The sequence below is a fragment of the Rossellomorea sp. DUT-2 genome, assembly GCF_052665285.1.
On record NZ_JBQPEO010000003.1, the window covers coordinates 744302 to 768156 of the forward strand.

The 23855-nt window shown below is 42.6% G+C and carries 26 protein-coding genes and 1 pseudogene; 14 read left to right on the plus strand and 13 right to left on the minus strand.

What is annotated here, in order from left to right; genetic code table 11:
- Window positions 1-146 precede the first annotated feature (146 nt).
- Together ACOSV2_RS14645 and ACOSV2_RS14650 are read right to left on the minus strand one after the other, a co-directional pair.
- Window positions 147-1250, minus strand: coding sequence for a DUF1648 domain-containing protein (locus ACOSV2_RS14645; protein WP_428975743.1), 1104 nt, complete (start codon window positions 1248-1250; stop codon window positions 147-149).
- 3 nt (window positions 1251-1253) lie between these two features.
- Window positions 1254-1637, minus strand: a complete 384-nt coding sequence (locus tag ACOSV2_RS14650; protein WP_428975744.1) for a GntR family transcriptional regulator — start codon at window positions 1635-1637, stop codon at window positions 1254-1256.
- 222 nt (window positions 1638-1859) lie between these two features.
- Between ACOSV2_RS14650 and ACOSV2_RS14655 the strand changes: the two genes are divergently transcribed.
- The 3 genes from ACOSV2_RS14655 (at window position 1860) to ACOSV2_RS14665 (ending at window position 6553) form a co-directional block, all read left to right on the plus strand.
- Window positions 1860-2369: a GNAT family N-acetyltransferase gene (locus ACOSV2_RS14655; protein ID WP_428975745.1), complete on the plus strand. Its 510-nt coding sequence runs from the start codon at window positions 1860-1862 to the stop codon at window positions 2367-2369.
- 109 nt (window positions 2370-2478) lie between these two features.
- Window positions 2479-4179, plus strand: a complete 1701-nt coding sequence (locus ACOSV2_RS14660) for a transglutaminase domain-containing protein (RefSeq protein ID WP_428975746.1) — start codon at window positions 2479-2481, stop codon at window positions 4177-4179.
- Window positions 4180-4321: 142 nt separating this feature from the next.
- A complete protein-coding gene (locus ACOSV2_RS14665) occupies window positions 4322-6553 on the plus strand; it encodes a sensor domain-containing protein (RefSeq protein ID WP_428975747.1) in 2232 nt (743 codons plus the stop codon).
- Between the two features lie 145 nt (window positions 6554-6698).
- Here ACOSV2_RS14665 and ACOSV2_RS14670 read toward each other — a convergent pair whose 3' ends face one another.
- A complete protein-coding gene (locus ACOSV2_RS14670) occupies window positions 6699-7055 on the minus strand; it encodes a DUF488 domain-containing protein (RefSeq protein WP_428975748.1) in 357 nt (118 codons plus the stop codon).
- Between the two features lie 242 nt (window positions 7056-7297).
- Here ACOSV2_RS14670 and ACOSV2_RS14675 point away from each other — a divergent pair.
- Both ACOSV2_RS14675 and ACOSV2_RS14680 read left to right on the plus strand, forming a co-directional pair.
- Window positions 7298-7468, plus strand: a pseudogene (locus tag ACOSV2_RS14675) (Lrp/AsnC family transcriptional regulator); the annotation flags it as partial.
- A gap of 10 nt (window positions 7469-7478) precedes the next feature.
- Window positions 7479-8099, plus strand: a complete 621-nt coding sequence (locus ACOSV2_RS14680; protein ID WP_428975749.1) for a LysE family translocator — start codon at window positions 7479-7481, stop codon at window positions 8097-8099.
- A 100-nt stretch (window positions 8100-8199) separates the two neighbouring features.
- Here the strand turns inward: ACOSV2_RS14680 and ACOSV2_RS14685 are convergent, their stop codons facing one another.
- Window positions 8200-8532 (minus strand): winged helix-turn-helix transcriptional regulator, encoded by a 333-nt coding sequence (locus ACOSV2_RS14685; RefSeq protein ID WP_428975750.1) that lies wholly within the window; start codon window positions 8530-8532, stop codon window positions 8200-8202.
- 131 nt (window positions 8533-8663) lie between these two features.
- Between ACOSV2_RS14685 and ACOSV2_RS14690 the strand changes: the two genes are divergently transcribed.
- On the plus strand, window positions 8664-9158 hold the full coding sequence (locus ACOSV2_RS14690; protein WP_428975899.1) for a lactoylglutathione lyase family protein: 495 nt from the start codon (window positions 8664-8666) through the stop codon (window positions 9156-9158).
- A gap of 120 nt (window positions 9159-9278) precedes the next feature.
- Complete coding sequence (locus ACOSV2_RS14695; protein WP_428975751.1) at window positions 9279-9743, plus strand: GNAT family N-acetyltransferase; 465 nt, start codon at window positions 9279-9281, stop codon at window positions 9741-9743.
- Between the two features lie 57 nt (window positions 9744-9800).
- On the opposite strand, the gene brnQ is transcribed toward ACOSV2_RS14695, so the two are convergent.
- The gene (gene brnQ, locus ACOSV2_RS14700) at window positions 9801-11126 is read right to left on the minus strand and encodes a branched-chain amino acid transport system II carrier protein (RefSeq protein ID WP_428975752.1); all 1326 of its coding nucleotides are present in this window, start codon (window positions 11124-11126) and stop codon (window positions 9801-9803) included.
- A 302-nt stretch (window positions 11127-11428) separates the two neighbouring features.
- Here brnQ and ACOSV2_RS14705 point away from each other — a divergent pair, with 302 nt between their 5' ends.
- A complete protein-coding gene (locus tag ACOSV2_RS14705; protein WP_428975753.1) occupies window positions 11429-11713 on the plus strand; it encodes a DNA-binding protein in 285 nt (94 codons plus the stop codon).
- Between the two features lie 526 nt (window positions 11714-12239).
- On the opposite strand, the gene ACOSV2_RS14710 is transcribed toward ACOSV2_RS14705, so the two are convergent.
- A complete protein-coding gene (locus tag ACOSV2_RS14710) occupies window positions 12240-13658 on the minus strand; it encodes an NAD-dependent succinate-semialdehyde dehydrogenase (protein WP_428975754.1) in 1419 nt (472 codons plus the stop codon).
- A 186-nt stretch (window positions 13659-13844) separates the two neighbouring features.
- On the opposite strand from ACOSV2_RS14710, the gene ACOSV2_RS14715 reads away from it, so the two are divergent.
- Window positions 13845-14780, plus strand: coding sequence for an NADP-dependent oxidoreductase (locus tag ACOSV2_RS14715; RefSeq protein WP_428975755.1), 936 nt, complete (start codon window positions 13845-13847; stop codon window positions 14778-14780).
- A 43-nt stretch (window positions 14781-14823) separates the two neighbouring features.
- Here ACOSV2_RS14715 and ACOSV2_RS14720 read toward each other — a convergent pair whose 3' ends face one another.
- From ACOSV2_RS14720 to ACOSV2_RS14730, 3 genes are all read right to left on the minus strand, one after another.
- Window positions 14824-14994, minus strand: a complete 171-nt coding sequence (locus ACOSV2_RS14720; protein ID WP_428975756.1) for a hypothetical protein — start codon at window positions 14992-14994, stop codon at window positions 14824-14826.
- Between the two features lie 79 nt (window positions 14995-15073).
- Window positions 15074-15283 carry a DUF3951 domain-containing protein gene (locus ACOSV2_RS14725; protein WP_324747429.1) on the minus strand — a complete coding sequence of 70 codons (210 nt, stop codon included), beginning with the start codon at window positions 15281-15283 and terminating at the stop codon, window positions 15074-15076.
- A 1-nt stretch (window position 15284) separates the two neighbouring features.
- Complete coding sequence (locus ACOSV2_RS14730; protein ID WP_428975757.1) at window positions 15285-16262, minus strand: DUF4003 family protein; 978 nt, start codon at window positions 16260-16262, stop codon at window positions 15285-15287.
- Window positions 16263-16401: 139 nt separating this feature from the next.
- Here ACOSV2_RS14730 and ACOSV2_RS14735 point away from each other — a divergent pair, with 139 nt between their 5' ends.
- Both ACOSV2_RS14735 and ACOSV2_RS14740 read left to right on the plus strand, forming a co-directional pair.
- Window positions 16402-16611: a helix-turn-helix transcriptional regulator gene (locus ACOSV2_RS14735; RefSeq protein ID WP_428975758.1), complete on the plus strand. Its 210-nt coding sequence runs from the start codon at window positions 16402-16404 to the stop codon at window positions 16609-16611.
- The gene (locus ACOSV2_RS14740; RefSeq protein WP_262371798.1) at window positions 16611-16979 is read left to right on the plus strand and encodes a permease; all 369 of its coding nucleotides are present in this window, start codon (window positions 16611-16613) and stop codon (window positions 16977-16979) included. The genes ACOSV2_RS14735 and ACOSV2_RS14740 overlap by 1 nt, the downstream gene beginning before the upstream one ends.
- 44 nt (window positions 16980-17023) lie before the next feature.
- Here ACOSV2_RS14740 and ACOSV2_RS14745 read toward each other — a convergent pair whose 3' ends face one another.
- The 3 genes from ACOSV2_RS14745 to ACOSV2_RS14755 all read right to left on the minus strand — a co-directional run bounded on the left by ACOSV2_RS14745 (window position 17024) and on the right by ACOSV2_RS14755 (window position 19398).
- Window positions 17024-18502: a flavin monoamine oxidase family protein gene (locus ACOSV2_RS14745; RefSeq protein WP_428975759.1), complete on the minus strand. Its 1479-nt coding sequence runs from the start codon at window positions 18500-18502 to the stop codon at window positions 17024-17026.
- Between the two features lie 152 nt (window positions 18503-18654).
- The gene (locus ACOSV2_RS14750; RefSeq protein ID WP_428975760.1) at window positions 18655-18972 is read right to left on the minus strand and encodes an ArsR/SmtB family transcription factor; all 318 of its coding nucleotides are present in this window, start codon (window positions 18970-18972) and stop codon (window positions 18655-18657) included.
- A complete protein-coding gene (locus ACOSV2_RS14755; protein ID WP_428975761.1) occupies window positions 18973-19398 on the minus strand; it encodes an SRPBCC family protein in 426 nt (141 codons plus the stop codon).
- Window positions 19399-19749: 351 nt separating this feature from the next.
- Between ACOSV2_RS14755 and ACOSV2_RS14760 the strand changes: the two genes are divergently transcribed.
- The 3 genes from ACOSV2_RS14760 to ACOSV2_RS14770 all read left to right on the plus strand — a co-directional run bounded on the left by ACOSV2_RS14760 (window position 19750) and on the right by ACOSV2_RS14770 (window position 22014).
- A complete protein-coding gene (locus ACOSV2_RS14760; RefSeq protein ID WP_428975762.1) occupies window positions 19750-20607 on the plus strand; it encodes an AraC family transcriptional regulator in 858 nt (285 codons plus the stop codon).
- Window positions 20608-20772: 165 nt separating this feature from the next.
- Window positions 20773-21549: an SRPBCC domain-containing protein gene (locus ACOSV2_RS14765; RefSeq protein WP_428975763.1), complete on the plus strand. Its 777-nt coding sequence runs from the start codon at window positions 20773-20775 to the stop codon at window positions 21547-21549.
- Window positions 21550-21579: 30 nt separating this feature from the next.
- A complete protein-coding gene (locus ACOSV2_RS14770) occupies window positions 21580-22014 on the plus strand; it encodes an SRPBCC family protein (protein WP_428975764.1) in 435 nt (144 codons plus the stop codon).
- Window positions 22015-22157: 143 nt separating this feature from the next.
- On the opposite strand, the gene ACOSV2_RS14775 is transcribed toward ACOSV2_RS14770, so the two are convergent.
- Window positions 22158-23693 carry a multicopper oxidase family protein gene (locus tag ACOSV2_RS14775; protein ID WP_428975765.1) on the minus strand — a complete coding sequence of 512 codons (1536 nt, stop codon included), beginning with the start codon at window positions 23691-23693 and terminating at the stop codon, window positions 22158-22160.
- Between the last annotated feature and the right edge of the window lie 162 nt (window positions 23694-23855).

The window sequence follows — 23855 nt, forward strand, 5'->3', positions numbered from 1 at the left end:
AGGGACGGACCTCGGATTCATTTACAAGCGAAAGTGGTCCCAAGTGTTATCTTAGGGTGGAAGTCACGTAACAAAAGGGACGGATCCTCCTCAGCTGAACGTTGATGTAACTTTATCGCTCAGTTTGAGAGGTCCGTCCCTCACCGTTATATTAGTGTAATGATTACTATCACGAGCAGCGGTCCGACCAGGATGAGGTATCCCAAGGGTCTGGCGAAGTTAAGGGTCCAGCCCACTCCGAAGCGTTTTTCGACGAAGATGGAGGGGTCTTCAGGGTTGAAATAGAAGAGCCCCCCTTTCCAGTATTGATCGTCATCTGCATTGATCACTTCGCCTGTGCCTTCATCAATGATCTCTAAGTCCAAGTCCGAATCCTTTTTCCCCACCTTGATGGCCATAAGGACCGTCCCTATCAAGACGAGTGCAGAGAAGGCCAGTGGCATGGTGATGATCAGCAGGTCGCTGACGCTATTTTCATACAGGGTGGTGAATTGCAGGAATGTAAATAGCATGCTTATCAGAATGGAGATGAAGAATAAGAGCCAGCTTGTGTACTTGCGCAGACGGAGCTGTCGGACACGTGATGCTTTTATATTTCCTGCACTCAGCTTGATCCCGGAATTCCTTGTGAGCTCGTTTATACCGAGGAACATCGCATTCATCACCAGTAAGACGAGTGGGAGGGTCAGAGCGGAAAGATACGATTTTGTTGTAAATGCATCTGGCTTTCCATCAGCTCCCCAGTGGGTAGGGATCTGATCCGGCAGGCTATTGTAATTCACCAATGTAAACACCATTAATCCGGCAGTGATCACCATGGGTATTACATACACTATCCAGGGGAGCATTTCATCTTTCGTTCTTAGGTTCAATTCTGAAACCTTCACCTGCTTGCGATCCTTGAACCATTGCTTTTCCCGTTTCAGCGTTGATACTTTCATATGAAAATAGAAATAAAGGGACATCGAAATAAATAGGATGACAAAAGGCAGTAATAAGCCTGCTAAGATGAGGTGATTTTCAGAGGGTGAGATGTCTTTTGACCAGATAAAATAAAGAGTCAATGCCGCAATTGAAATGAAAAATGTTAAAAATGCGTAGAGTTTTTTGTAACGCAGCAACTGTTCGTTCCGTATTTCATCAACAGGTATCGTTACACCAAAAACCACCGTTCGTTTTACGATAAAAGGAATGATGATTTGTAGAACCATCAAAAATCCCACAGTGACAAATAAAAGCGTCATTTCCATTTGTTACTCCCCCTTAACCTTTAGCATAATAGATGAGACTAATTCTTGAATTTCTTTTTCACTCATGCCGATTACCAATGATTCCACTACAATCGGCCGCAATTCTTCTGATATCTGATCCAATCGGGATGGCGGGATTTCTCCCTCCGATGGTGGACAAATAACAGCCCCAGATTTAGGTACAATCCGGATTACCCCCTTGCTTTCCAATTCATGATAGCTTTTATTCACCGTGTGCATGTTTACACCCAGGTCACCGGCAAGGCTGCGAACGGATGGAAGGATATCCCCTGGCACTAATTCCCCGCGGACAATCCCCTCCATGATCCCATTCTTGACCTGGGTATAAATCGGTACATCTGATTGAGGTTCTATTTGGATAAACAAGGATTCACCTCCTAGTTTGTTATATGTTTAGTATAACAGAATTGTTCTAGTTTATGTATAACAAAAAGCGAATTTTCCATAAAAAGTTAGATTATTAAAGTGTCCCTCGTTATAATTTGATTAGAAGATTTTACCTTGTCATCACATTTAACCAATACATTGCAAAACTAAACTGGACCACTGTAATGAAGAAGAGAAGATATGTTAAGGAGTGAGAAGATCATGAAGAATCAAGGACTAAAAATCGAAGAACTTACAACGATAGATCAGCACATTGAGGAACTCTCTGATTTATTAATGAACGTAGTGGATGAGGGAGCTTCCATTGGATTTTTATCCCCAATGGCACGTTCTGCAGCGATGGATTTCTGGCAGCATGTACTGAATCCACATGTGATCCTATATGCAGCCTGGATGGAGGGTACAATTGCAGGTACTGTGCAACTTCACCTATGCACCAAACAAAACGGGACAAACCGAGCCGAAATCGCAAAAATGATGACCCACCCTCAATTTCGTCAAAAAGGAATTGCCCGTAAACTCATGCAAACAGCGGAGGAAAGAGCAAAGGAAGAGGGACGGACCTTGCTCATTCTTGATACGGTCGAAGGGGCGCCGTCTAATCATTTGTATAAGGCACTGGAATTCGTTCAAGGAGGGCGCATTCCTGACTACGCAGCGTCACCTTTTGGAGAATTAGAGGCAACCATTATCTACTACAAACAGATTTAGAAGTCTTTGAGAATAAAATAGTAGGAGGGACGGACCTCAAATCCGTAAATCACTCTATATTCAGGTGATTTCTAACGTTTAGAGGTCCGTCCAAATTCAGGAGGAAAACATGCAGAAGAATAGTCCCTTTTTGTTTCTATTTTTGGGTTTGTTAATAAGTTTCTTGTTTCTGACGGCATGCAGTGATTCTAGTTCCAATGGAGAAGAAACGAAGGTGGATGAAATAGAAGAAGATCTGTATGAAAAAGAAAAGAAGAAAATGAACGATGATCTAGGGGAAATGGAGCCACTTCAGTTAACTTCCTATAGCGAGGAAATCGGTGTCACCATGAATGAGCCGTCATATAAGGAATTTGCAGTGAATGGGCAAGTGACCGTCGACGGGGAAATTGAACAGCATTCTGAACTGAAGTCGGACTACGTCTGGATCAAGGTCAGGGCGAGTGAAGAAGGCCCTCTAGGAAAGCAGCTCGAATACTACACACCCATCGAGGATGGCAAGTTTAAACAGAACATCCGCTTGTTCAATGGAGAAGGTGAGTATAGTGTGTCTGTACAACTGCCAAGCAAGGATCGTGAGAATTATTACTATGATACTGCTTCCTTCACGGTTCATAATGTGAATCCCGACATAGTGAGGGATGTGACGCTCACACCGTTTGGCCAGGAGGCAGGATTGTCCTTGAGCTCTGAATCAAGCTATATCAAAGGGAACGAAACCTTTGCTTTAAAAGGAGAAGCTGCTAACCTGACAGACAAAGACACCATCATGCTCAGGTTAAAGAAGGATTCGCAAAACTGGACACATGTCATTCCCTTGAAAAATGGAGAATTCAGTTATGAAGTTCCTTTATTTTATGGGGAAGGAATTCACGAGCTTGAGGTACTGGTACCAGATGCAGACCGTGAAAACTACTACCAGACGGCCACCACTCTAATCATTGATAATGAGTCTGATCGAGTGATGAGTCCGATTGAGTTTGCTGATAAATATCGCGAGCGGGGCGTAACTCTGGAATCTCCTCAATTTGGCGGGGAGAAGTCGGACGGTGTTTACTCCATCAAAGGAAGCATCGATCGAAAAACTGAATTGGGTCCGGAAACGACGCATATTTACATCACCACTAAAAAAGGGAAGGATGAAGCTCTGGATGTGATTCCCGTAGAGGATTTTACCTTTGATGATTCCTTTTATCTGCGGTTTGGACCCGGCACCTATGAGGTGACTCTCAGCGTACCTGAAATCAAGGAGGAGAATAGCGACTATTTCAGATTTTTCGGTTTTGCGAAGTTTGAAGTCGAATCGACAGGTGAAGACAAGCGAGACCTTCTGCCATCCCGTGGCGTACAGTCAGATGCGCAGGAAATCAAGGAGCAGTCCCAAACCGTCACAGCGGGAAAAACAAGCGACAGGGACAAGGCGAAAGCAATCTATGATTATGTCGCAAAAAATGTTTCCTATGACGTTGAGAAATATGAAAATGACGACTTTAACTGGGATGACAGTGCATTAAAAACACTGGAAACCAAAACAGGTGTGTGCCAGGACTACGCCTACCTGGCGATTGCCATGCTTCGTGCCAGCGACACCGAGGCGAGATTTGTTGAAGGAAGGGCAGGCGGGATTTTCCCGGGAAGGCATGCTTGGGTGGAAGCGAACCTCGATGGGGAATGGGTCACTCTGGATCCGACATGGGGGTCAGGCTATTTAAAGGATGATAAGTTTGTGCCGGCCTTTAATGAGGATTATTTTGATCCGGATATGGATGAATTTAAGAAGACGCATACACGGACGGGTGTGTCGTATTAGAAACGATTAGAACCTGCCTCCAGTCGATGGAGTTGGTCTTTTTAATATAGTGTAAGAGGTGAAAATTAGCTATATTGTGAATGATAGCCGTAAATAGTACACTTGATTAAAGAAAGAATTCTTATATTCAGGAGAGTAATGAATGAATTTTACACAAAATAAGAAAACAATCTTCATGCTATTTTTCATAATGTTATTGTTACAAATCACGGATTTGTCTTGGAAAACCAATAATCACTCAAATGGGGCAGTATTCCTATTCCTCCATTTAGGAGTAGTGTTTTGTCTGCTTACTTTATTATTCCTACTATACAAAGGGAATTGGAATGCTTCCAAGGAACTAACGAAGAGTAATAAGAATTTAAACAACATTTTTGAGACGCTGGACGTTGCGATTTGGTCTCATGATATGAAGTCCGATGTTCTGTTGATTACACCTGGTATTGAAAATCTATATGGATTTCCTTTGAATGAATTTTATCAGGATACGCTACTATGGAGAAAAGTGATACACCCTGAAGATATCCCGGTTTTGAATAAAAGGGAGGAAAAGCTTGGTTCCGGTCAGGCCTGTGTGAGTGTTTACCGTATCATCAAGCCGGATGGTCAGGTTCGATGGATCCAGGATAGAGGCATTCCTACCTTGGATGAAAACGGAGAAATGATTTCTTTTACCAGTGTGTTGTTTGATATCACCAACCGGAAAGAAAGTGAAGATCAATACCGTAGTTTAGTAGAAATGTCTCCAGACATTATTGCGGTCATCAGTAATCAAAAGTTTGATTATATCAATGAAGCAGGCAGTAAATTGATTGGTGCCAATTGCCCCGAGGACATCATGAACAAAGATGTTTCCCATTTTACCAGTATGGAAAATATCAAGAAAATTAGGGAGCAGACAAAAGATTCGACCTCAGGGGAACGATTTGAACTGACCATTTATCGCCTTAACGGTGATGCAATAGAGTTGGAGATTTCCGCGATGCCCATTTTGTATGGAGGAAGGATGGCCATACAGCTGGTTGGACGAGACATTACGAATCGTAAAGAGACTGAGAAAACTATTCGCACCATGGCCTATTATGATTCATTAACAGGGCTTCCAAATCGGAATAAATTTAAGAAATACTTAAATGAGTCAATTCGTGATGCCCCTGATCAATCGATTGCCATCTTATTTCTGGATCTAGATCGATTTAAAGTCATCAATGATACGAAAGGGCACTCTACTGGCGATATTATACTCGAGAAGGTTGCGGTCCAATTGAAGAATGTGGTGAAAGATAAAGGGATTGTGTTTAGGCAAGGGGGAGATGAATTTATCATCTTACTCTCTCATTTGAATGAGAAAGAGGTCGAAGAAACGACGGGTGAAGTATTACATAGCTTCAACAGTCCAATCGTCATCCATGAACAGGAGTTCTTTGTGACACCGAGTATCGGGATCAGTATGTATCCAAAGGATGGAGAGGACCAGGAAAGTTTAATTAAGCATGCCGATACAGCCATGTATTTAGCGAAAGATCGCGGGAAGAACAACTATCAATTCTATTTTCCTGAACTTGAAAAAGCTTCTTCAAGGAATATGGAGATTGAAAATGGATTAAGAAAGGTATTGGAGCTGAAACAATTAACTCTCCATTATCAGCCAAAGGTGGATTTAGAAACGCTGGACATTATAGGAGTAGAAGCCTTGTTACGCTGGGAGCATCCGGAACTTGGAATGGTCTCTACATGTGAATTTATTCCTCTTGCGGAGGAGACGGGATTGATCATTCCGATTGGGGAGTGGGTTCTTCGAGAGGCTTGTCAACAAAGTAAGGAGTGGGAAAAGAACGGGTTAGGCATCATTCCCATTGCTGTAAATATATCGGTCAGACAGATAAAGGATGACGGATTCGTTGACATGGTAAATGAAACCCTATCAGAACTCAAGCTTCAGCCGGATCGACTTGAGCTTGAAATTACGGAGAGTATTATGCAGGACTTTGAAAAATCAACGAACGTTCTCAATAAGCTGAAAAAGCTGGGCGTCATCATTTCCATGGATGACTTTGGAACAGGTTACTCTTCTTTGAATAATTTAAGGCATTTACCGATTGATAGTATTAAAATAGATAAATCGTTCGTAGATGATATTATGAAAGATTCAAATCAAGTTTCAATCGTAAAAGCGATTATTGATATGAGTCAAAATATGAACTTTACCACTATTGCTGAGGGCATTGAAACAGAAAATCAAGTATTATTCCTGAAACGGAATGCCTGTCAGGTAGGTCAAGGATACCACTTTAGCCGGCCATTGCCTGGACCTTTATTGGAAATGTTCTTGGAGGAATGGGAAAGGAAACATTCTGAACGTGTTCTAAAATAGTAATGGGATGTGACGAAGGCTCTCCGCCTAAATGGATGAACGAAAAAGATATAATCCGTGAGTAATTTTAGAGGGACGGACCTCCATAAAGTATAAGCCTTGTACTTAATAAGGTTTATCCTGATTGGAGGTCCGTCCCTCATTATTATAGATCGTCTAATACTTCTTTTAACACAACGGCATGGTTGTGCTGCTCATCTTTTGCACCGTAGAGTAGGACTAAGCGTTCGTTAGCAGACATTTCTTTAAGTTCCTGCAGCTTCTTTTGTTTTTTATCATCTTGTTTGAGTTCTTCTTTGTAGGCTTTTTTAAATTCCTCGAACTTTTCCTGTTCATGATTAAACCATTTTCTTAAATGTGGGCTTGGCGTAATTTCCTTCATCCACTCATCCAAGTTGGCATTCTCTTTTGATATTCCACGTGGCCAAACCCGGTCAATCAAAATGCGATGACCGCCTAATTGGGGAGGTTCATCATAAATTCTCTTTAGAACGATAGACATGGATCTTCCTCCAATCCTTTTTCATTTACTTAAGGATAAATTGAATCGAAGAATGAAGCAAAGATCTTTTATCCTTAGTTTCTCGGGAAAAGGTACATAAAGGATTAGAAACTCCGCATATATTAAATGAATTACTTTATAGCTTGACCGAGGTATTCATGGGGGGAAACCGAATTGAAGGTCCGTCCCTCTTTTACGCTCTTTACGAAAAATTACATGCATAAAAGTTCGCCGGGGAGGATGATTATCTTTTGAAAGTACGGAGTAGAAATATAAAGAATATGGATCACGTCATCAGTCATGAAATCAAGAACCTGCCGGCAATAACAATGACCCCAAAGACGGTTGGCATAGATTGGTTCAAAGAGAGTTTGGAACTGCCAATACAAACTTATCATTTTCCTTTGCAATAGCGGCAGGACCATGATTGATATCATTTTATTTTTAAAGAGCCTCATCATAGGGGTCACCATTGCTGCTCCTGTTGGACCGGTCGGTATCCTTTGTATTCAGCGGACATTGACATATGGGAGAAGGACAGGTTTTGTATCGGGGTTGGGGGCTGCCACTGCAGATACGCTATACGGCTTGATTGCTGTCTTGGGGCTTACGATTGTTTCTGACTTCCTTCTTGATTACCAGTTCTGGATTCAATTATGGGGAGGGGTGTTTCTATTCTTATTAGGATGGAAGACATTCACTTCACAGCCGGCAACATTTAAGACTGGTGAATCGCAAGCAACTTCTTCTTTGAAAGGATTCTTCTCAGTTTTTCTTTTGACGGTTACGAATCCAATGACCATCCTTGCATTTATCGCCATCTTTGGTGTCTTTCGGGTAACCGGTTCTGATGGCAGCATAGTATCTGCATTGCTCGTCGTTTTGGGTGTCTTTTGCGGATCCGCTTTGTGGTGGGGGACGGTTGCCTTGGTAGGCGGATGGTTAAGCAGTCGGATTGAATCGGACTCGTTAACGATGATCAATCGGGTTGCGGGAATCATCATTACGATATTCAGTTCGTATATTCTTATTGACTTGATATAATTTCTGATTTTGTTTAAAAAATGTGTGGAGGGACGGACCTCCAATCCTCCAATGAACCCCTAATTCCAATTATACAATGAATCCGAGGTCCGTCCCTCTCCTAAAACTCACCATGCTCCTTACCCCAGACATGCATTTGCTTGAGAATCGGCATGAGGGTCATACCTAATTCTGTCATGGAGTATTCTACTTTTGGCGGGATGGTATCGTATTGGGTTCGATTGATGAAGCCGTCTTCTTCGAGCTCTTTTAGTTGCTGACTTAGCACTTTATGGGCAACCCCGGGTAGTAATCTGCGCAATCCGTTGTACCTGAGAGTTCCGTCTGTCCCAAGATGCCATAAGATGACTGTTTTCCATTTCCCTCCGATTTTCTTCAGTGTGTATTCAATCGTGCACTTTAATTTTCCCTCTTGATCTATGGGCGTATCCATATTCTTATCAGTCCTTTCTTACCTTAAGGTTAGTTTCTCACAAAAAAGTGCATTCTTACATTAAGAAGCTCAGCTCCGTATAATGGAGGCATGTTAGATGAAACTAATCAAAAAGAGGAGGAATATTGACGATGTTACCATATCCAAGATCGTTTTCTCATATTGGACTATCCGTCCCGAATCTCGAAGAGGCCATTGCATTTTACACAGAGGTGTTCGGATGGTACACCATCATGGAGCCATCCGGTGTGGAAAATGATGATACAGCAATCGGGCAAATGTGCCGTGATGTATTCGGAAATGATTGGGAGAAGTTCAGAATTGCCCACCTGGCAACCGGTGATAAAATCGGAGTAGAGCTGTTTGAGTTCCCCCACAACGAAAAGCCGGAGAATAACTTCGAGTATTGGAAAACAGGACTATTCCATTTCTGTATCCAGGATCCCGATGTAGAAGGCGTGGTTGAAAAAATCAAACAGCACGGCGGTAAACAGCGGATGCCGATCCGTGAATATTACCCTGGGGAAAAGCCTTACCGCATGGTGTATGTAGAAGATCCGTTCGGGAATATTTTTGAGATTTATTCACACAGCTATGAATTAACGTATTCAGATGGGGCATACTGATCAATTAATGAGGGCACGTTCAATGCAGAGCGTGTCTTTTTTTATTGCAATAGAGGTTTTCCTTTCCCGATGAAGAACCTTATAAAGATACATCTATTTAGTAAAGAGAGGAAAACAGCAATGAAAATATTGGAGTTACAAAAGAATTCAAGTATTTTTGAGGAAGCAGTGAAAGCTTTCTGGGAGCAGTGGGGAAGTGAGGAGAATTACAGATTCTATCAAGATTGTATATTCCATTCCTGCCGTACCGAAGAGGACTTACCGCGATTTTATATCGCTTTACAGGAAGAACAAATCATTGGGACGTACGCGCTGCTCAGAAACGACCTGAATAGTAGGCAAGACCTGTTTCCATGGTTTGCTTGCCTCTACATTGACCCGGATCACAGAGGGAAAGGGCTTGGTTCGAGTCTCCTCGAGCATGGCCTACGGGAGGCCCATGAAAAAGGCTATAAACATCTATATCTAACAACGGATCTGGAAGGTTATTATGAAAAGTACGGGTGGACTCACACGACAGAAGCCATTGGACTGAGCGGTGGTTCCATGAACGTCTACCAAAAAGCAGCAGATCAAACTACCTGAAAATCAAAAAAGCAGCAAGGCATGATTGGGAAATTCACTCATGCCTTGCTGCTATTTTTAGAGGTCCGTCCCTCTCTTGAAAGGAAAGATGATTTTCCTTTGGGAGAGGTCAATGGCATATCCAATCACGACGGCCACGAGGGTAGGGAGGGTCCAGGCCAGGCCGTTTTCGCTGAGGGGAAGGTATCCCAGGATAGCGTGAATTCCTTGAATTGGAATTTTTAGCGACATCAGCATTTCGTAAAAGGCAAATAATGTTGCGACTCCAACCCCATACACATACATTCTCTTGCTTTCTCCAAAGAAATGCTGGAAAAGAGAGAGGACTACAAGCACAATAGCTACAGGATAAATCAGAACGAGTAACGGTGTAGCCACCTTCAATATCAAATTCAGCCCAAGGTTGGTCACGGCCAACCCGATGAGGATGAAAATCATTACATAAGTCTTATAGGAATACCTTGGGAAATTTTCATTGAAAAAACGTCCACATGCATTGATGAGGCCGATACAGGTCGTTAAACAAGCAATCATCACTATGGCTCCGAATAACACATTCCCGCTGTATCCAAATAATTGGCGAGAAGCGAGAACCAATATTTCTGCCCCATTTTGAAGGGGCTCTTCATGGGGAACAACCCGTCCGATCCATCCGAGTGAAAGATACACCATGATTAAGCCGGCGGCTGCAATCATACCTGAACTGATAGTCCCTCGTATCAGCTCCCTTTTATCCTTAGCGCCTTTGTCTTTCAATCCATTGATGATGACTATCCCAAAGGCAAGGGCTGCCACGGCATCCATGGTAAAGTAACCTTCCAGAAACCCTTTGAGAAACGGATCTGACTGGAAATTTTCAGTTGCTTGAGCGTCCGTATATTCAAAAATCATAAAGGCCCGCACACATAATATCGCTAATACAATGAGCAAGGCAGGCGTTAAAAACTGCCCGACAAGATCAATCACTTTTTTTGGATTGATACTGAGCAAGTAAGTCAATCCGAAAAAGACGAGGGAGAAAAAGAATAAAGGTAGCCGTCCTTCCACACTAATCACTTGCATAAATCCCAATTCATAGGCAACATTCGAAGCCCTTGGAATACCGTATAATGCTCCAATCGACATATAAACCACGATGGCGAACACAAGCCCAAAGACAGGATGGACCCGTTGGCCAATTGACAATAATCCGTTAGCAGATAACGATACCGAAATGATCGTTAAAAAAGGCAGGAACACTGCTGTTAAAATAAACCCGGCAATGGCTGCGGCAAAGTAGGCTCCCGATTCCATTCCAAGATAAGGAGGAAATATTAAATTTCCAGCCCCGAAAAATAGAGAAAAAAGCATAAATCCAGAAACGAGCACATCTTTTTTTCTCAACAAAACCCCTCCTAATCCCTACCAAACCATGATAGCTTCTATTGATTATTCTTATTATTTCACATAAAAAAACCCGCCCCTGACCAGGGACGAGTTATATTTTCTCGTCGTGGAATTTTATTATTAAACACAATCTAGCATAGGAAGAAAGCGCAGTCAATAAGTTTTCCTAATATAATATTAATTTCTATTTTTCTAGATTTATATGATTATTTCAATCGGTAAAAAATATATTAAATGGAAACTTTTATTAAACTTAAACGTATGTAAGGTACAGATTCGTAGAAAAGGGGAGTTTTAGAATGGATATTAGCTTTTTCTGGATAGCAGCAGGGCTTGCGGCATTAGGATATTTTATTGGGGATGGGTTAAAGAACTTTGGTAACCCGAAAGCAAGCTTCTCAGATTATCCGACTCTAGTAAAAGAAAAAGATTTGCATTTGCACGTGGGCCTAAGTAAAGAAGAAGTCAGTGAATTGCTACACAAATTTCCTGAGGCTCCAAAAGTGGAGTTGAAGGGGACGACTTATTATCCTTATCAGAGGTTTATGGAGTGGATGTCGTCTGGTGAGATTTATAAGAAGTGATATAAGAAGTAATTACAGTAAAAACTGACTGGGTTTATTTCCTATGCCTCAAAGTCGCAAGAAAAAACCTAAGGTAAGAAATCCGATAAAAACTTGACTAATCGTAGGAAAGAGGCTGGGACAAAACTAAAATGCCACGATATAAAGACCAACAATAGAAGTGTAGGTTCTTAATACCGCTAATGATTTCCTTGCAAGACTACGCTTTCCGCAGGTAGCCCGTGAGCCTTCTCGGCAATCCTGCGGGAAGAAAAGCGGAGGGGCTTTGTTCAGAGGCGTGGCATAAGGCGAAGCGGCCACGAAGGCGTTCGACGGTTTGACTTATGAACATGTGCCTCTAAGCCCCGGAGCTGGACGGGTCTCACATAAGCTACTTTTCACGCTGGAGTCTTCGTCTTGCACTGGAAATAGCTAAAATCAACTGTACCGAAATAAATAATAAACCCGAACAAATCTGTCTACTAAAAACCAGATCTGTTCGGGTTTTACTTAGACTAAAACACTTTTGTCCCAGCCTCTTTAACTTTTACAAGCCTACTGAAATATATTTAACTTCCAAATACTCTTCGATCCCATGATGTCCGCCTTCACGACCAAGTCCGCTTTGTTTGAATCCGCCGAATGGGGCTTGTGGAGTGGATGGCATGCCATCATTCAATCCGACGATTCCATACTCCAGTTGCTCACTGATCCGGATTCCCTTCGTCATATTTTCTGTGAATACATAGGCAGCGAGACCATAGATGGAATCATTCGCCCGCCTGATCGCTTCATCTTCCGTTTTAAAAGTCGTGATGGGAGCGACTGGACCGAATGTCTCATCTTTCATGCAAAGCATGTCATCACTTACGTTAGTAAGAACAGTTGGTTCAAAATATAATCCGCCTTTTCCTTTGCCGCCGTAGGCAATGGAAGCTCCTTTGTTTACAGCATCTTCTACGTGTTTTTGGACTTTCTCGATTGCATTTTCATCAATTAATGGGCCGATATCGACACCTTCTTCAAGGCCGTTTCCTACTTTTAAATCCTTCACTTTTTCCACAAGTTTTTTCGTGAACGAATCCACGATGGATTCATGAACATAGACACGGTTGGAGCAGACGCAGGTTTGACCGGCATTTCTGAACTTCGAGGCAATGACCCCATCGACGGCTTTCTCTAGATCAGAATCGTCCATCACGATCACAGGTGCATGTCCTCCGAGTTCTAACGATATTTTCTTGACGGTGTCAGCCGAACCTTTCATCAGGACCTTCCCGACTTCCGTTGATCCCGTGAATGTCAGTTTCCGTACACGTGTGTCTTCCATCCACGCTTCCCCGATGGATTTCGAATCACCTGTCACCACGTTGATGACTCCTTTAGGGATGCCGGCTTCTTCTGCAAGTTCCACCATTTTTAAAGCGGTCAAAGGGGTTTGGTTAGCCGGTTTAATCACGACCGTACAGCCGGTGGCGAGTGCCGGTGCAACCTTACGTGTGATCATCGCAGCAGGGAAGTTCCATGGTGTGATGACGGCTACGACCCCGACAGGCTGCTTATGGACGAATAATCGCTTGTTTCGCTGAGTTGCCGGAATTTGTTCACCGTATACACGCTTTCCTTCTTCTGCGTACCAGGAGATGAAGCCGTTGGCATATTGGATTTCACCAAGTGCTTCCTTTAGTGGTTTCCCTTGCTCCATGGTCATGGTCCGGGCAAGGTCCTCTTTATTCTTATCAATTAAGTCATACCATTTTCGAATGAGTTCACTTCGTTCGTATGCAGAGTGTTGGGACCAGTCCTTGAATGCATCATAAGCCGCGTCCACAGCGCTGGCAGCTTCTTTTTTGCCTCCGTTAGGGATGGTGGCAATGACCTCTGAAGTGGCGGGATTGATCACATCCCTTTTCGAAAGATCCGATCCTCTTTGTTCACCGTTGATGATCATATTGTAGTGTTGCATAGTGTTCCTCCTTTTGAAAGATAGATTCCCATATGCTTATTACTATGTAGTTTGTCTTAAATTTACAATAATGAGAGGGAAGAATCCAGTAATACACCCTGTTTAATGACGATGGGCTACACGTTGTTTAAATACCCTAAGTTAGAGGGAAGATAAACCGTATGAAAAAAAAGGAGGCCATCATATATGAAAGCCATTATCATCAATCAATACGGAGACAAAGAGGTATTACAGGAAAAAGAACTCGATCAGCCAGTGATTGGGGATAATCAAATCTTATTGGAAAATCATGCGACATCGATCAACCCGATTGATTGGAAGGTGCGCGCAGGGTATTTAAAAGATATGCTCGACTTTGAATTCCCGATCATACTTGGATGGGATGCAGCAGGTGTGATTGCAGAAACGGGTAAAAATGTTCAGGGGTTTGAAGTGGGTGACAGAGTATTTGCTAGACCTGCGACAACAAGGGAAGGTACATATGCAGAGTATGTGGCAGTGGACGATGAGCTACTAGCCAAAATGCCGGATAGCATGAGCTTTGAAGAAGCAGCGGCCATTCCCCTTGCCGGATTAACGGCTTGGCAATGCTTAGTCGATTTTGGACAAATCAAAGAAGGGGATAAGGTGCTCATCCATGCGGGATCCGGTGGAGTCGGGAATTTCGCGATTCAGATTGCGAAAAGCTTCGGAGCATACGTCGCCACGACGGCAAGTGGCAAAAATGAAGAATTCGTCAAATCATTGGGTGCCGATCAATTCATCAATTATAGAGAAGAAGATTTCAGTGAAGTGCTGCAGGATTTTGACTTAGTTCTGGATTCCATGGGTGGGGAAGTCCAATCAAACAGCTATAAGGTGCTGAAGAAAAGTGGAAAACTCGTATCCATTGCACAGCCTCCATCCGAAGAAGAAGCAGAGAAGTATGGCGTGAAAGCTGAATTCCTATGGCTCGATCCCAAGGGGGAGCAACTGGAGAAGCTGGCTGAATTATATGAATCGGATCAATTGAAACCTATAATTGGTGAGACGTTCAATCTGAGTGAGCAAGGACTGAAGGATGCCCATGCTTTGAGTGAAACTCATCATGCTCAGGGGAAGATAGTGATACGTGTTAGATAGAGGATGAGGGACGGACCTTTGTAGGTCCGTCCCTCATTTTTTCTCATTTCATTTGTGACTCTTTTGCTTTCTGCATGAAATGGTTAAGGTCGATTCCATCATAAATAAGTAAAAAAAGTATTGCTCCTAAAAGGGCACAAATGGCGACCTCAGGACCGATGAAAGCGAAGATGCCTCCTAAAATAAACCCAAGTAAAATAAATAAAAACCTCAATGTATCCACTCCCAATCAAATTGCTTTTTAAATGGTAACATGAATTTAGGCTTATATGGAGGGGGGATAAGAGGTGTCACTACTTTTTCCCTTCACCTTGATCATCATCTTGCACAATCATTATTTGCTCCTCATGAAATTCCACTTCCGTCTGTCCGGTCACTTGGTCAAACGGTGTATAAAAGAGGGAGACGCTTTTCTTTTTAACAAACACCTTATAAAAACCGATCAGCACCAATATGGTTATGGCTGTTGGGAAACCTACAACAAAAAGATCGGTCGGATCCATATTAGGAATCTCCACCCGCGGTTGTCACAGATACAGCCGAAATGGTTGCAATCATCGTTGCTTGCTGCGCTTGTATGAGTGTCTCAATGGCAGTCGATAAACTCGCTTGCATCACAGTAGAGTTCTCAATTTTATCACTGATCAAAAGGTTCACGGCCATCATCAAATTGATATCTTTGTGCCATTTGAAGTGTTTCTCAGAGTTAAGCTCTTCCCAAACATCCTTTACTTGATTCACTAAGTTCGAGTCGGCATTTACAAACGATAGTAGAGCGATTTGGGGATAGAACATCGCCTTCGTCTTGATGCCTGCTTGCTTCATGGTATCAAACAAATAGATGCAGCGGCTGACAAGCTCATCTTGAGAAGCTTCATCGTGTAGGGAAAGAATGTGACTCATGCTTTGCAGATCATTCCCTTTCCTGAATCCGGAATCGTTCAATTTCGAGTAAAAGTCTTCAATTGTATGGATCAACTCACTCTGATCACCTTCTCTTTGAGCAAGCAATGTGGCAAAGGGATAATCACTATGCCCGGTTAAAAAGAAATGCTGGGCTCTCATTTCTTTATAAACCTTCATTGCATGATGGGACAGGTCTTTACTGTAATCATCATTCGAAAGCAGGGTCATGGCAGCTATATAGGTGAACGTTCCCCTTGAAAATCCAGCTTCCACTAAAGAATCATATAAGACAAGGAATTCATGGAATTTTGCTTCCGGCGTTTCAAAACGTGTATCAAGCATCGCCGCAAAAGTAAATCGGATTTCATGCTTTAACGTCGAAAATGCTCCGACTTCATTTTTAATATAATCACTGATCTCTACAAAACGGTCGAGGTCAAAAGTTCGTTCATTCGTTACGTACAATGAAGCGACCATCATTAAAGAACGGGAATCAGATACCTTCCACCGCAATCGCTTCTTTAATTGTGAATAGTTATCCTTATATTCCTTCACTTTACTCATCACATCTTCCATCCAGTTCACATCCCTTATTTTGTTAATTAGTAGGATATACGATTGAATGGTAAAAAAGTTTCGTTGGAAATATGTAAAGGGAACTTGACGTTAAGTTTTCTTTACAATATGATATGGAAATATAAGGAGGTATCCTTCTTTGAATAATAAACTAGTAGAATACCGGAAGACGTTTGGATACTCACAGGAAAGATTGGCCGCTAAGTTAGGGGTATCAAGGCAAACCATCATTTCAATTGAAAAAGGGAAGTATGACCCTTCTCTAAATCTGGCTTTTCAGCTGGCAAATGTATTTGAAGCGTCAATTGAAGAGATTTTTGTGTATGATGAGAAAGGGGATAAGAAATAGTGCTAACAAAAGGATATCTGATTTTAGGTTGGGTTCTTGCCTTACAGACTGCTTTCTTGTTCTTTGTCGGCATAACGGCAGAAGAATTTCCATATTTCGCTCTTACTCCCATGTCCTTGACTGTTTTGAGTTTTTGCATGCATTATCTCTATCCACAGTTCAAGCAAAAGGATGAGCGGATGAAGGTGATCAGGGAGAAGGGGATCTTTTACTCGTATTTCGCCATCCTCCTCTATCACCTTATTTTTATGACGGTTCTGCAATTCGACATGATCCAACTGACTGCCATAAATCTACTGAACATCATGACCAGCCTCATCATCATGACCGTATTCATCTCAATGGTCATTATGGCGAAGATCTACTAAATGGGAGGGACGGACCTTCGATTCCAAGGTCCGTCCCTCCTTCTTCAGTCCGTTCTGTTATTGACCTCATAGGCCGCCCGGATGGCGGATTCGATTGCCCCTTCCACCCAGCCGTGGAAAGGGGATGTGTGCTCACCGGCAAAGTGGATACGTTGTTCTGGTAAGTACAGATGGTCAGAAAAGTCCGAAGCCTGGTTGGGAGCGAATAGGGTAAAGCAACCTGCGGAAAACTGGTTTTCTCCCCAGCTGTAAGAGGCACCTTTAGAAAATTCTTTGTAAACCTGATCGCCATATATCTTATAAAGTCCCTGGAGTGCTTCACGAATCCGCTCATCCTCAGGCAAGCTATTCCACAGATTTGCATTTTGTCCCCAGCTGTAACTGCCGAGCATGACACCTGGGCCTTCTACTCCAATATTATGACTAGGACGGTACGTATACCGGATGGGAAGATCGGTTATGATATTTCCAATTTTAAAGGTTTCCCAAAACTTCGACTTAAACTCCAATCCTATTTTCACAGACGACACATAATTAAGTTCCCGTATCGCCTTCCATTTTTGAAAGGAGATGGATTCATGGGGGTAGACATCAATAAATTGAAAAACAGAGTAAGGAACCGTAACGATGGTGTAGTCCCCTTGAAAACGATGATAACGGTTTGTAGTGCGGTCTCTCACTATGACTTCAACACCATCATCCTTCTGAATGATCCCATGGACTTTTAGTGAATAGAGGATATTCTGCTGGAGTTCTGGCAAAAAGGAGTATGGAAGTTTATCATTCCCACCATCAATTTCATAAAACTTTAATTTATCATTGAAAACCGTACGGACAATGTCCAGGAGAATATCAACGAATGCTAGTTCCGGGAACCCTTCAATGCCCAAGAGGACCTTTACGATCCGGATGGCTTCCGGGGAAAGGGACGTTCCGATCGGATTGAATCGTAAGAAGACATCGAATGAATAATGATCAAACTTGATTCGCAGTCTTTCTTGTTCTTCAGGGCTTGCTTTTTCGTACAAGTCTAAAAACGGCCTTACAGCTGACGATAATAATTCAATGGCCGTTTTCCCCTGTTCTTCAGGAGGTAAAGGGTAATTGAAAATATCAGGGTTAGTGTTGTAATTGGAATCTGTCGTCTGAATTCCATTCACGAGATAGAGATCGCTCTTATTAATAAACTCATTTGTTGGTAAGTTGAACTTACGAATATATTCGAATACTAAATCATGCGTTTCCGGGAATCGCATAGCACCTACATCAAGGTATTGTCCTTCTGAAAAAGGCTGCCGCAACGTATATACCCTTCCGCCTATACGATCATTTCCTTCGAGGATCGTAACGTTATGACCTGCTTTTTTCAAAAGGGAGCCTGCCACAAGACCGGCCATACCTGCACCAATAATGATCACATTCTTTGGTTCCTGTTTGGGAGCCAAACCATTTTTCACGATGGATACCATGTCATCTGGATAAGAAAGATCACCGTAATTGTGATTATCAGCTCTATTCTTCATTTCATTCTCCCCCTTAAGCCAAAGCAAAGCTGCACTACCTATATATATGATAGTAGATAAGGAGAATAGACGGTTTGGATGTAGTTCCTATTCTCCAACTTGTAAAAAATGAAGAGGGACGGACCTTGAGAAAGGTCCGTCCCTGTTTGTGATCAATCTTCGTCTTCGACAAGATATTTAAGCTTGGACAACTTGTTGGTCCAAAACTGCTCATAATACGCTAACCAGTCCTTTAGTTCTGCCAACGGCTCAGGCTGCAGGCGATAGATCTTCTCCCTGCCCACTTTTTTTCCATGTACCAATTCGGCTTCAGAAAGAATGGTGAGATGTTTCGCTATGGCGGTGCGGCTCATAGGAAAGTGAGAGGTTAGAGCCGAAATGGGCATTTCTTTTTCAGAAAGTAGTCGAAGGACTTCCCGGCGGGTCGGGTCAGCAATCGCTTGAAACACATCATGTTTAACAGCAGACATTTAACCTTCTACAACCTTTCTTAGTTTTTCACCTACAATGCCAACCCAACCGTTGGACATTCTGTCGCGGATGACAGAGCTTTTTTCATGAGCTTTTGAAACAACGGCATCATCATGCTTCCAGCCGCCATGGATAAGCGTAAATTCTGTTTGATCTCCTACCTCTTTTAAAAGAAAAGAAACCACCCATCCATCTATATCCCATGAAAAAGACAACTTATGAGGGGGATCTAGCTCCAATACCTTGCAAGGAGAAGGTCCAAAAGGGGATTGAATATGGAATTCATGTCCAACCTCAGGTTCAAAATCATTGGGCATGAACCAAGAGGAAATCCCATCTGATGTAGAAACTGCGGCCCATACCTTTTGGATGGGAGCGTTGAATAGAACGGTTTGTTTAATATCTTCTAATTGATTTGATTTCATGAATGTCTCCTGTTTTCTTTAGGAATAAGTAACACCAATTGGTTTCGTTTTTTATGATATAACACCATATGGTTTCATGTCAATGTGTTTAAATCAAAAAAGAAGGATATAGATGGACGTTTGTAGAAGTAGAGTCTCGGCATATAAAGTTAGAGTAGTTTGTAGTATATGTTTTGCAGGTGAAATTTAATCGATAAACACGGTGGTCATATCATAATATAGCCACCGGTCACACAAAAGCACAGAATGACAGGATGGCTCAAATTGAGAATGATACATTTAGATAGCGGGAAGGACAGGATGGCTCAAATTGAGAATGATACATTTAGATAGCGGGAAGGAGAAACTCGAGTGGAAATGCTGCACAGGATGAATGATTGCATTCAGTATATAGAGGACAACCTGGATGGGGCAGTGGAGATGGAAGAACTCGCCCGGTTGTCACTCAGTTCGAAGTTTCACTTTCAAAGGCTGTTTTCTCTTGTAACCGGGTATACAGTGGCTGATTATGTCCGGAAGAGAAGGCTCACATTAGCCGCCCAGGAACTGATCAACCAGAATGCAAAGGTCATTGACGTGGCTTTCAAGTACGGATATGAAACACCGGAATCCTTCTCGAAAGCCTTTCGGAAGGCCCATGGAGTTTCGCCATCCCAAGTAAGGGAAGCCGGGACATCATTGAAGGCATTTCCGCGAATATCCTTCCAAATACAGCTTAAAGGAGACGTCGAAATGGATTATAAAATTGTGGATAAAGAAGCATTTCAAGTGATTGGAAAAGGAAAAAGAGTTTCTACCTGTAACGGTGAGAATCTGAAAGACATCCCTGCATTTTGGGATGAAGTGAGCACGACTGACTTAGACAGGTTGATATGTGAAGCAGCAGGAAGTAACGAGATGCTGGGGATCTGTATGGAGTTTGACCATCCAAATGAAGAGTTCACCTATTTTATCGGGGCGGAGAAAAAAAGTGAGGAAGACAGTTCTTTGGAAGTAAAAGAGATTCCGGCTGCGACCTGGGCTGTCTTTGAATCTGTCGGACCGATGCCACATGCAATCCAAGGAGTATGGAAGCGAATCTACTCTGAATGGTTTCCCTCTACCAGGTATGAACATGGCGGAGGGCCGGAGTTTGAATTGTACCCTCCTGGAAACCCGAATGACGAGAATTATCGCTGTGAGATTTGGATTCCGATAATGAAGAAATAAGGTTAGACAGCCCCTTTGCGGATGACGTAAAGGGGTTTTACGCATGAATAAGCTGGATAGTTTTTATTCGCATTTGACCCAATCTTGCTTATCATGTTACTATAAAGTCACATATTATATGTGACCAATTATTCACATGTAAAACACAATGAAAGGATCGTTAATATGAAGGACGAACTTTCCACATTATTTAAGGCGCTGGGCCACCCGATAAGAAGGGAGATCCTGGACCTGTTGAAACAGTCAGCAAGAACAACCGGTGAACTGAATGAGCATTTTCCCGAGGTGACAAGATATGCGATTATGAAACATTTGACGATCTTGGAGGAAGGGAATTTGGTGGTGGTGAAGCGGGAAGGGAAGTACCGACGAAATTACCTTAACGCGGTTCCACTGCAGGAAATGCACAATCGGTGGGTAGGAAAGTATATGGAATCTACCGCCAATTCGCTGTTAAAGTTACGGGCATTAGCAGAAAATAAAGGAGGAGAAGAAGGAGTGGAACAAAGTAAAGTATTTCGTATTGAACAAGAAGTGATGATAGATGCACCAAGGGATCAGGTATTTAAAGCGTTAACCGAGCAAGCGGGGGATTGGTGGGAGTTTAAATTGGCTCCTGAGGGAGTAAGTTCACAATTCACGTTCGATCCTGTACCTGGTGGGCAATTCATTGAGAATTGGCGTGAAAACGGAGGGGCACTTTGGGGGACGGTGTATTACGTTAACGCTCCTGAGGAAATCCGCCTCCATGGCCACCTTGGTATGCAAGGTGCCGTAAACAGTGCATACACATACCGCTTGATTCAAAAAGGCGATTCCACGCTTCTTCAGCTATCCCATACTGCATCAGGAGTCATTGAAGACGATTGGCAGGAAAAGCATTCAGAAGGGTGGAGTCACCTACTGGGTACCCTGCTGAAGAAATATGTGGAAGAGAAATAAAACGAAAACGGTTCATAAAAGGAGAAAAAAATGGTAGATGTACTGACAGAAATAACGATTCGCTGTCCGCTTCATAGGGTTTCAGAGTATGCTGCCGATCCAGATAATGCACCGGAATGGTATGTAAATATTGATTCGGCAGAATGGGTGACGGAAAAACCTTTATCCATTGACTCTCAAGTTGCATTTAAAGCGAGATTTTTAGGGAAGGACCTCTCCTACGTTTATGAAATCACGGAGTTTATCCCGGGCCAGAAGCTCGTGATGAAAACCGCAAACGGACCGTTTCCAATGGAAACCACCTATACATGGGAGGCACTTGATGAACAAGTGACAAGGATGACTCTCCGAAATCAAGGAAAGCCCACCGGTTTTTCAAAATGGGCGACGCCTCTTATGTCTACCATGATGAAAAAAGCTAACAAAAAGGATTTAAAAAGAATCAAAGACATTTTGGAGAGCTAAAAGGAAGAAGGCTGTTTTCTTTTGAAAGTAAAGAATTCAGCCTTCCTTTTTCTTGTGGAATGGTGAGTAAGAAAAGTCTGGTGTGTGTCTGCCTAAAAAGAAAAGTCTGCCTCTGAAAAGGGGCAGACTTTCTGTATTCATGGTCATTTGATCACCACATAAGGCCTCATCATTTCATAATCCTCATGCTCTAAAATATGACAATGCCAGACATATAATCCTGTATAAGGACCGAATGGCACAATGATCCGTGTCATTTCCCATGGGTTTGCACAAACTGTATCTTTCCAGCCTTGCTCATTGGCCTCGGGTTTGATACGAGGTCCAATGGGTACGACACTACCTTCCGTTTGATAGATTTCCTTATCGAATCTCTGCCGGTCTAGGATTTGAAACCTGACTAAATGCAAGTGGATGGGGTGTGATTCTTCTGTTACGTTGATGAAATTCCATATCTCAATACTCCAAAGATGGGGCATTTCTGTAATTGGATCTGACCATAATTGATTATTTAAAAGGTGAATTTCCCGCTTATATTGATCATTACTCATATTCAACAGAAGATTTCTGGTTTGATAAGCATTTCTCTCTTCCAACCTTGCTACAGCATTTAATGTTGATGGAATCTTGCTCGTATCTGTACTTAAGAGTTGTTTACTCACACGGAACTGCATCAGGACTCCCGTCGTATCAGGATCAGGGAGGTCACCCGTTGGAAAGGGTGCCGGCGCATCGTTTTGGATGGTTATGACTTGCCCGCTCATGGTAGAAAAGTCCAGGATGACATCCGCTCGTTCAGCTGGAGCGAGTAAAATCTTCCGGACGTTAACAGGTGCAAGGAGGAGACCTTGATCGGAACCGATTTGGATAAACGGATTATCGTTTGAGAGTGAGAGTTGATACGTCCGGGAATTAGAAGCATTGATTATCCGAAAGCGATAGCGGCGAGGTTGGACTTCTAAGTAAGGCCATACCATCCCGTTATTCAAGATCGTGTCTCCAAAGAAATTAGTGCGGATGGAGGGAGTGACGTAAGTATTGGGAGAGTCAGGTTGTGAAGGATAATAGAGTGATCCATCTTTATTGAAGGAACGATCCATGATCACTAAGGGAATATCGTATGGAACCTGGGGTAAGGACAAAGAACTCTCCTTTTTGTCATGGATGATATAAGCACCTGCGAGTCCGGCATATATATTCAGGCGGGTGATCCCTACTGCATGGTCATGGTACCAAAGAGTAGTGGCTGGCTGTTGATTGGGGTAAGTGTAGACTTTCACAGCAAAGAAAGGACCAACCTCTTTAAAGTCCTTTGTAAACCAGGCATCTGGATAACCGTCGCTCGTATCAGGGGTAGCGCCACCATGAAGATGAACCACGGTACGGACCTCCGGGTTATCCTTATTCGCCCCGTGAACAGTTGAATCGATGGGGAGGAAATGCTCCTCTGGAAGTTCATTTTTCCATAATACCTGCAAGGTTTGATTGCGTTGCACTCTAAAAGTGGGGCCAGGAAATCGTCCATTATAGCCCCATATTTTAGTCGGCGGTAAATCACTGTGCAGTTTCTGCATGACTTCTTTCATGGAAACTTCAAAATATAAAGTATTTCTACCATAAGAAGAGGGCTGAATCGTTTCCATAACAGGAAGCGGATCGACGAATTTTTTAAGCATCATATTCCTCCTTTATATGGAATCACTTATAGAAATGTATTTCTGTCTTTGCTTAAATATCCTCTTTCCCTATAAAAATACGATTCAAGTTAAGTTGTAAGAAATTCTTTTAATAGTAGGTTCTATTACATAAGTTTAAATTCTCCATAAATCATCATAAATTTG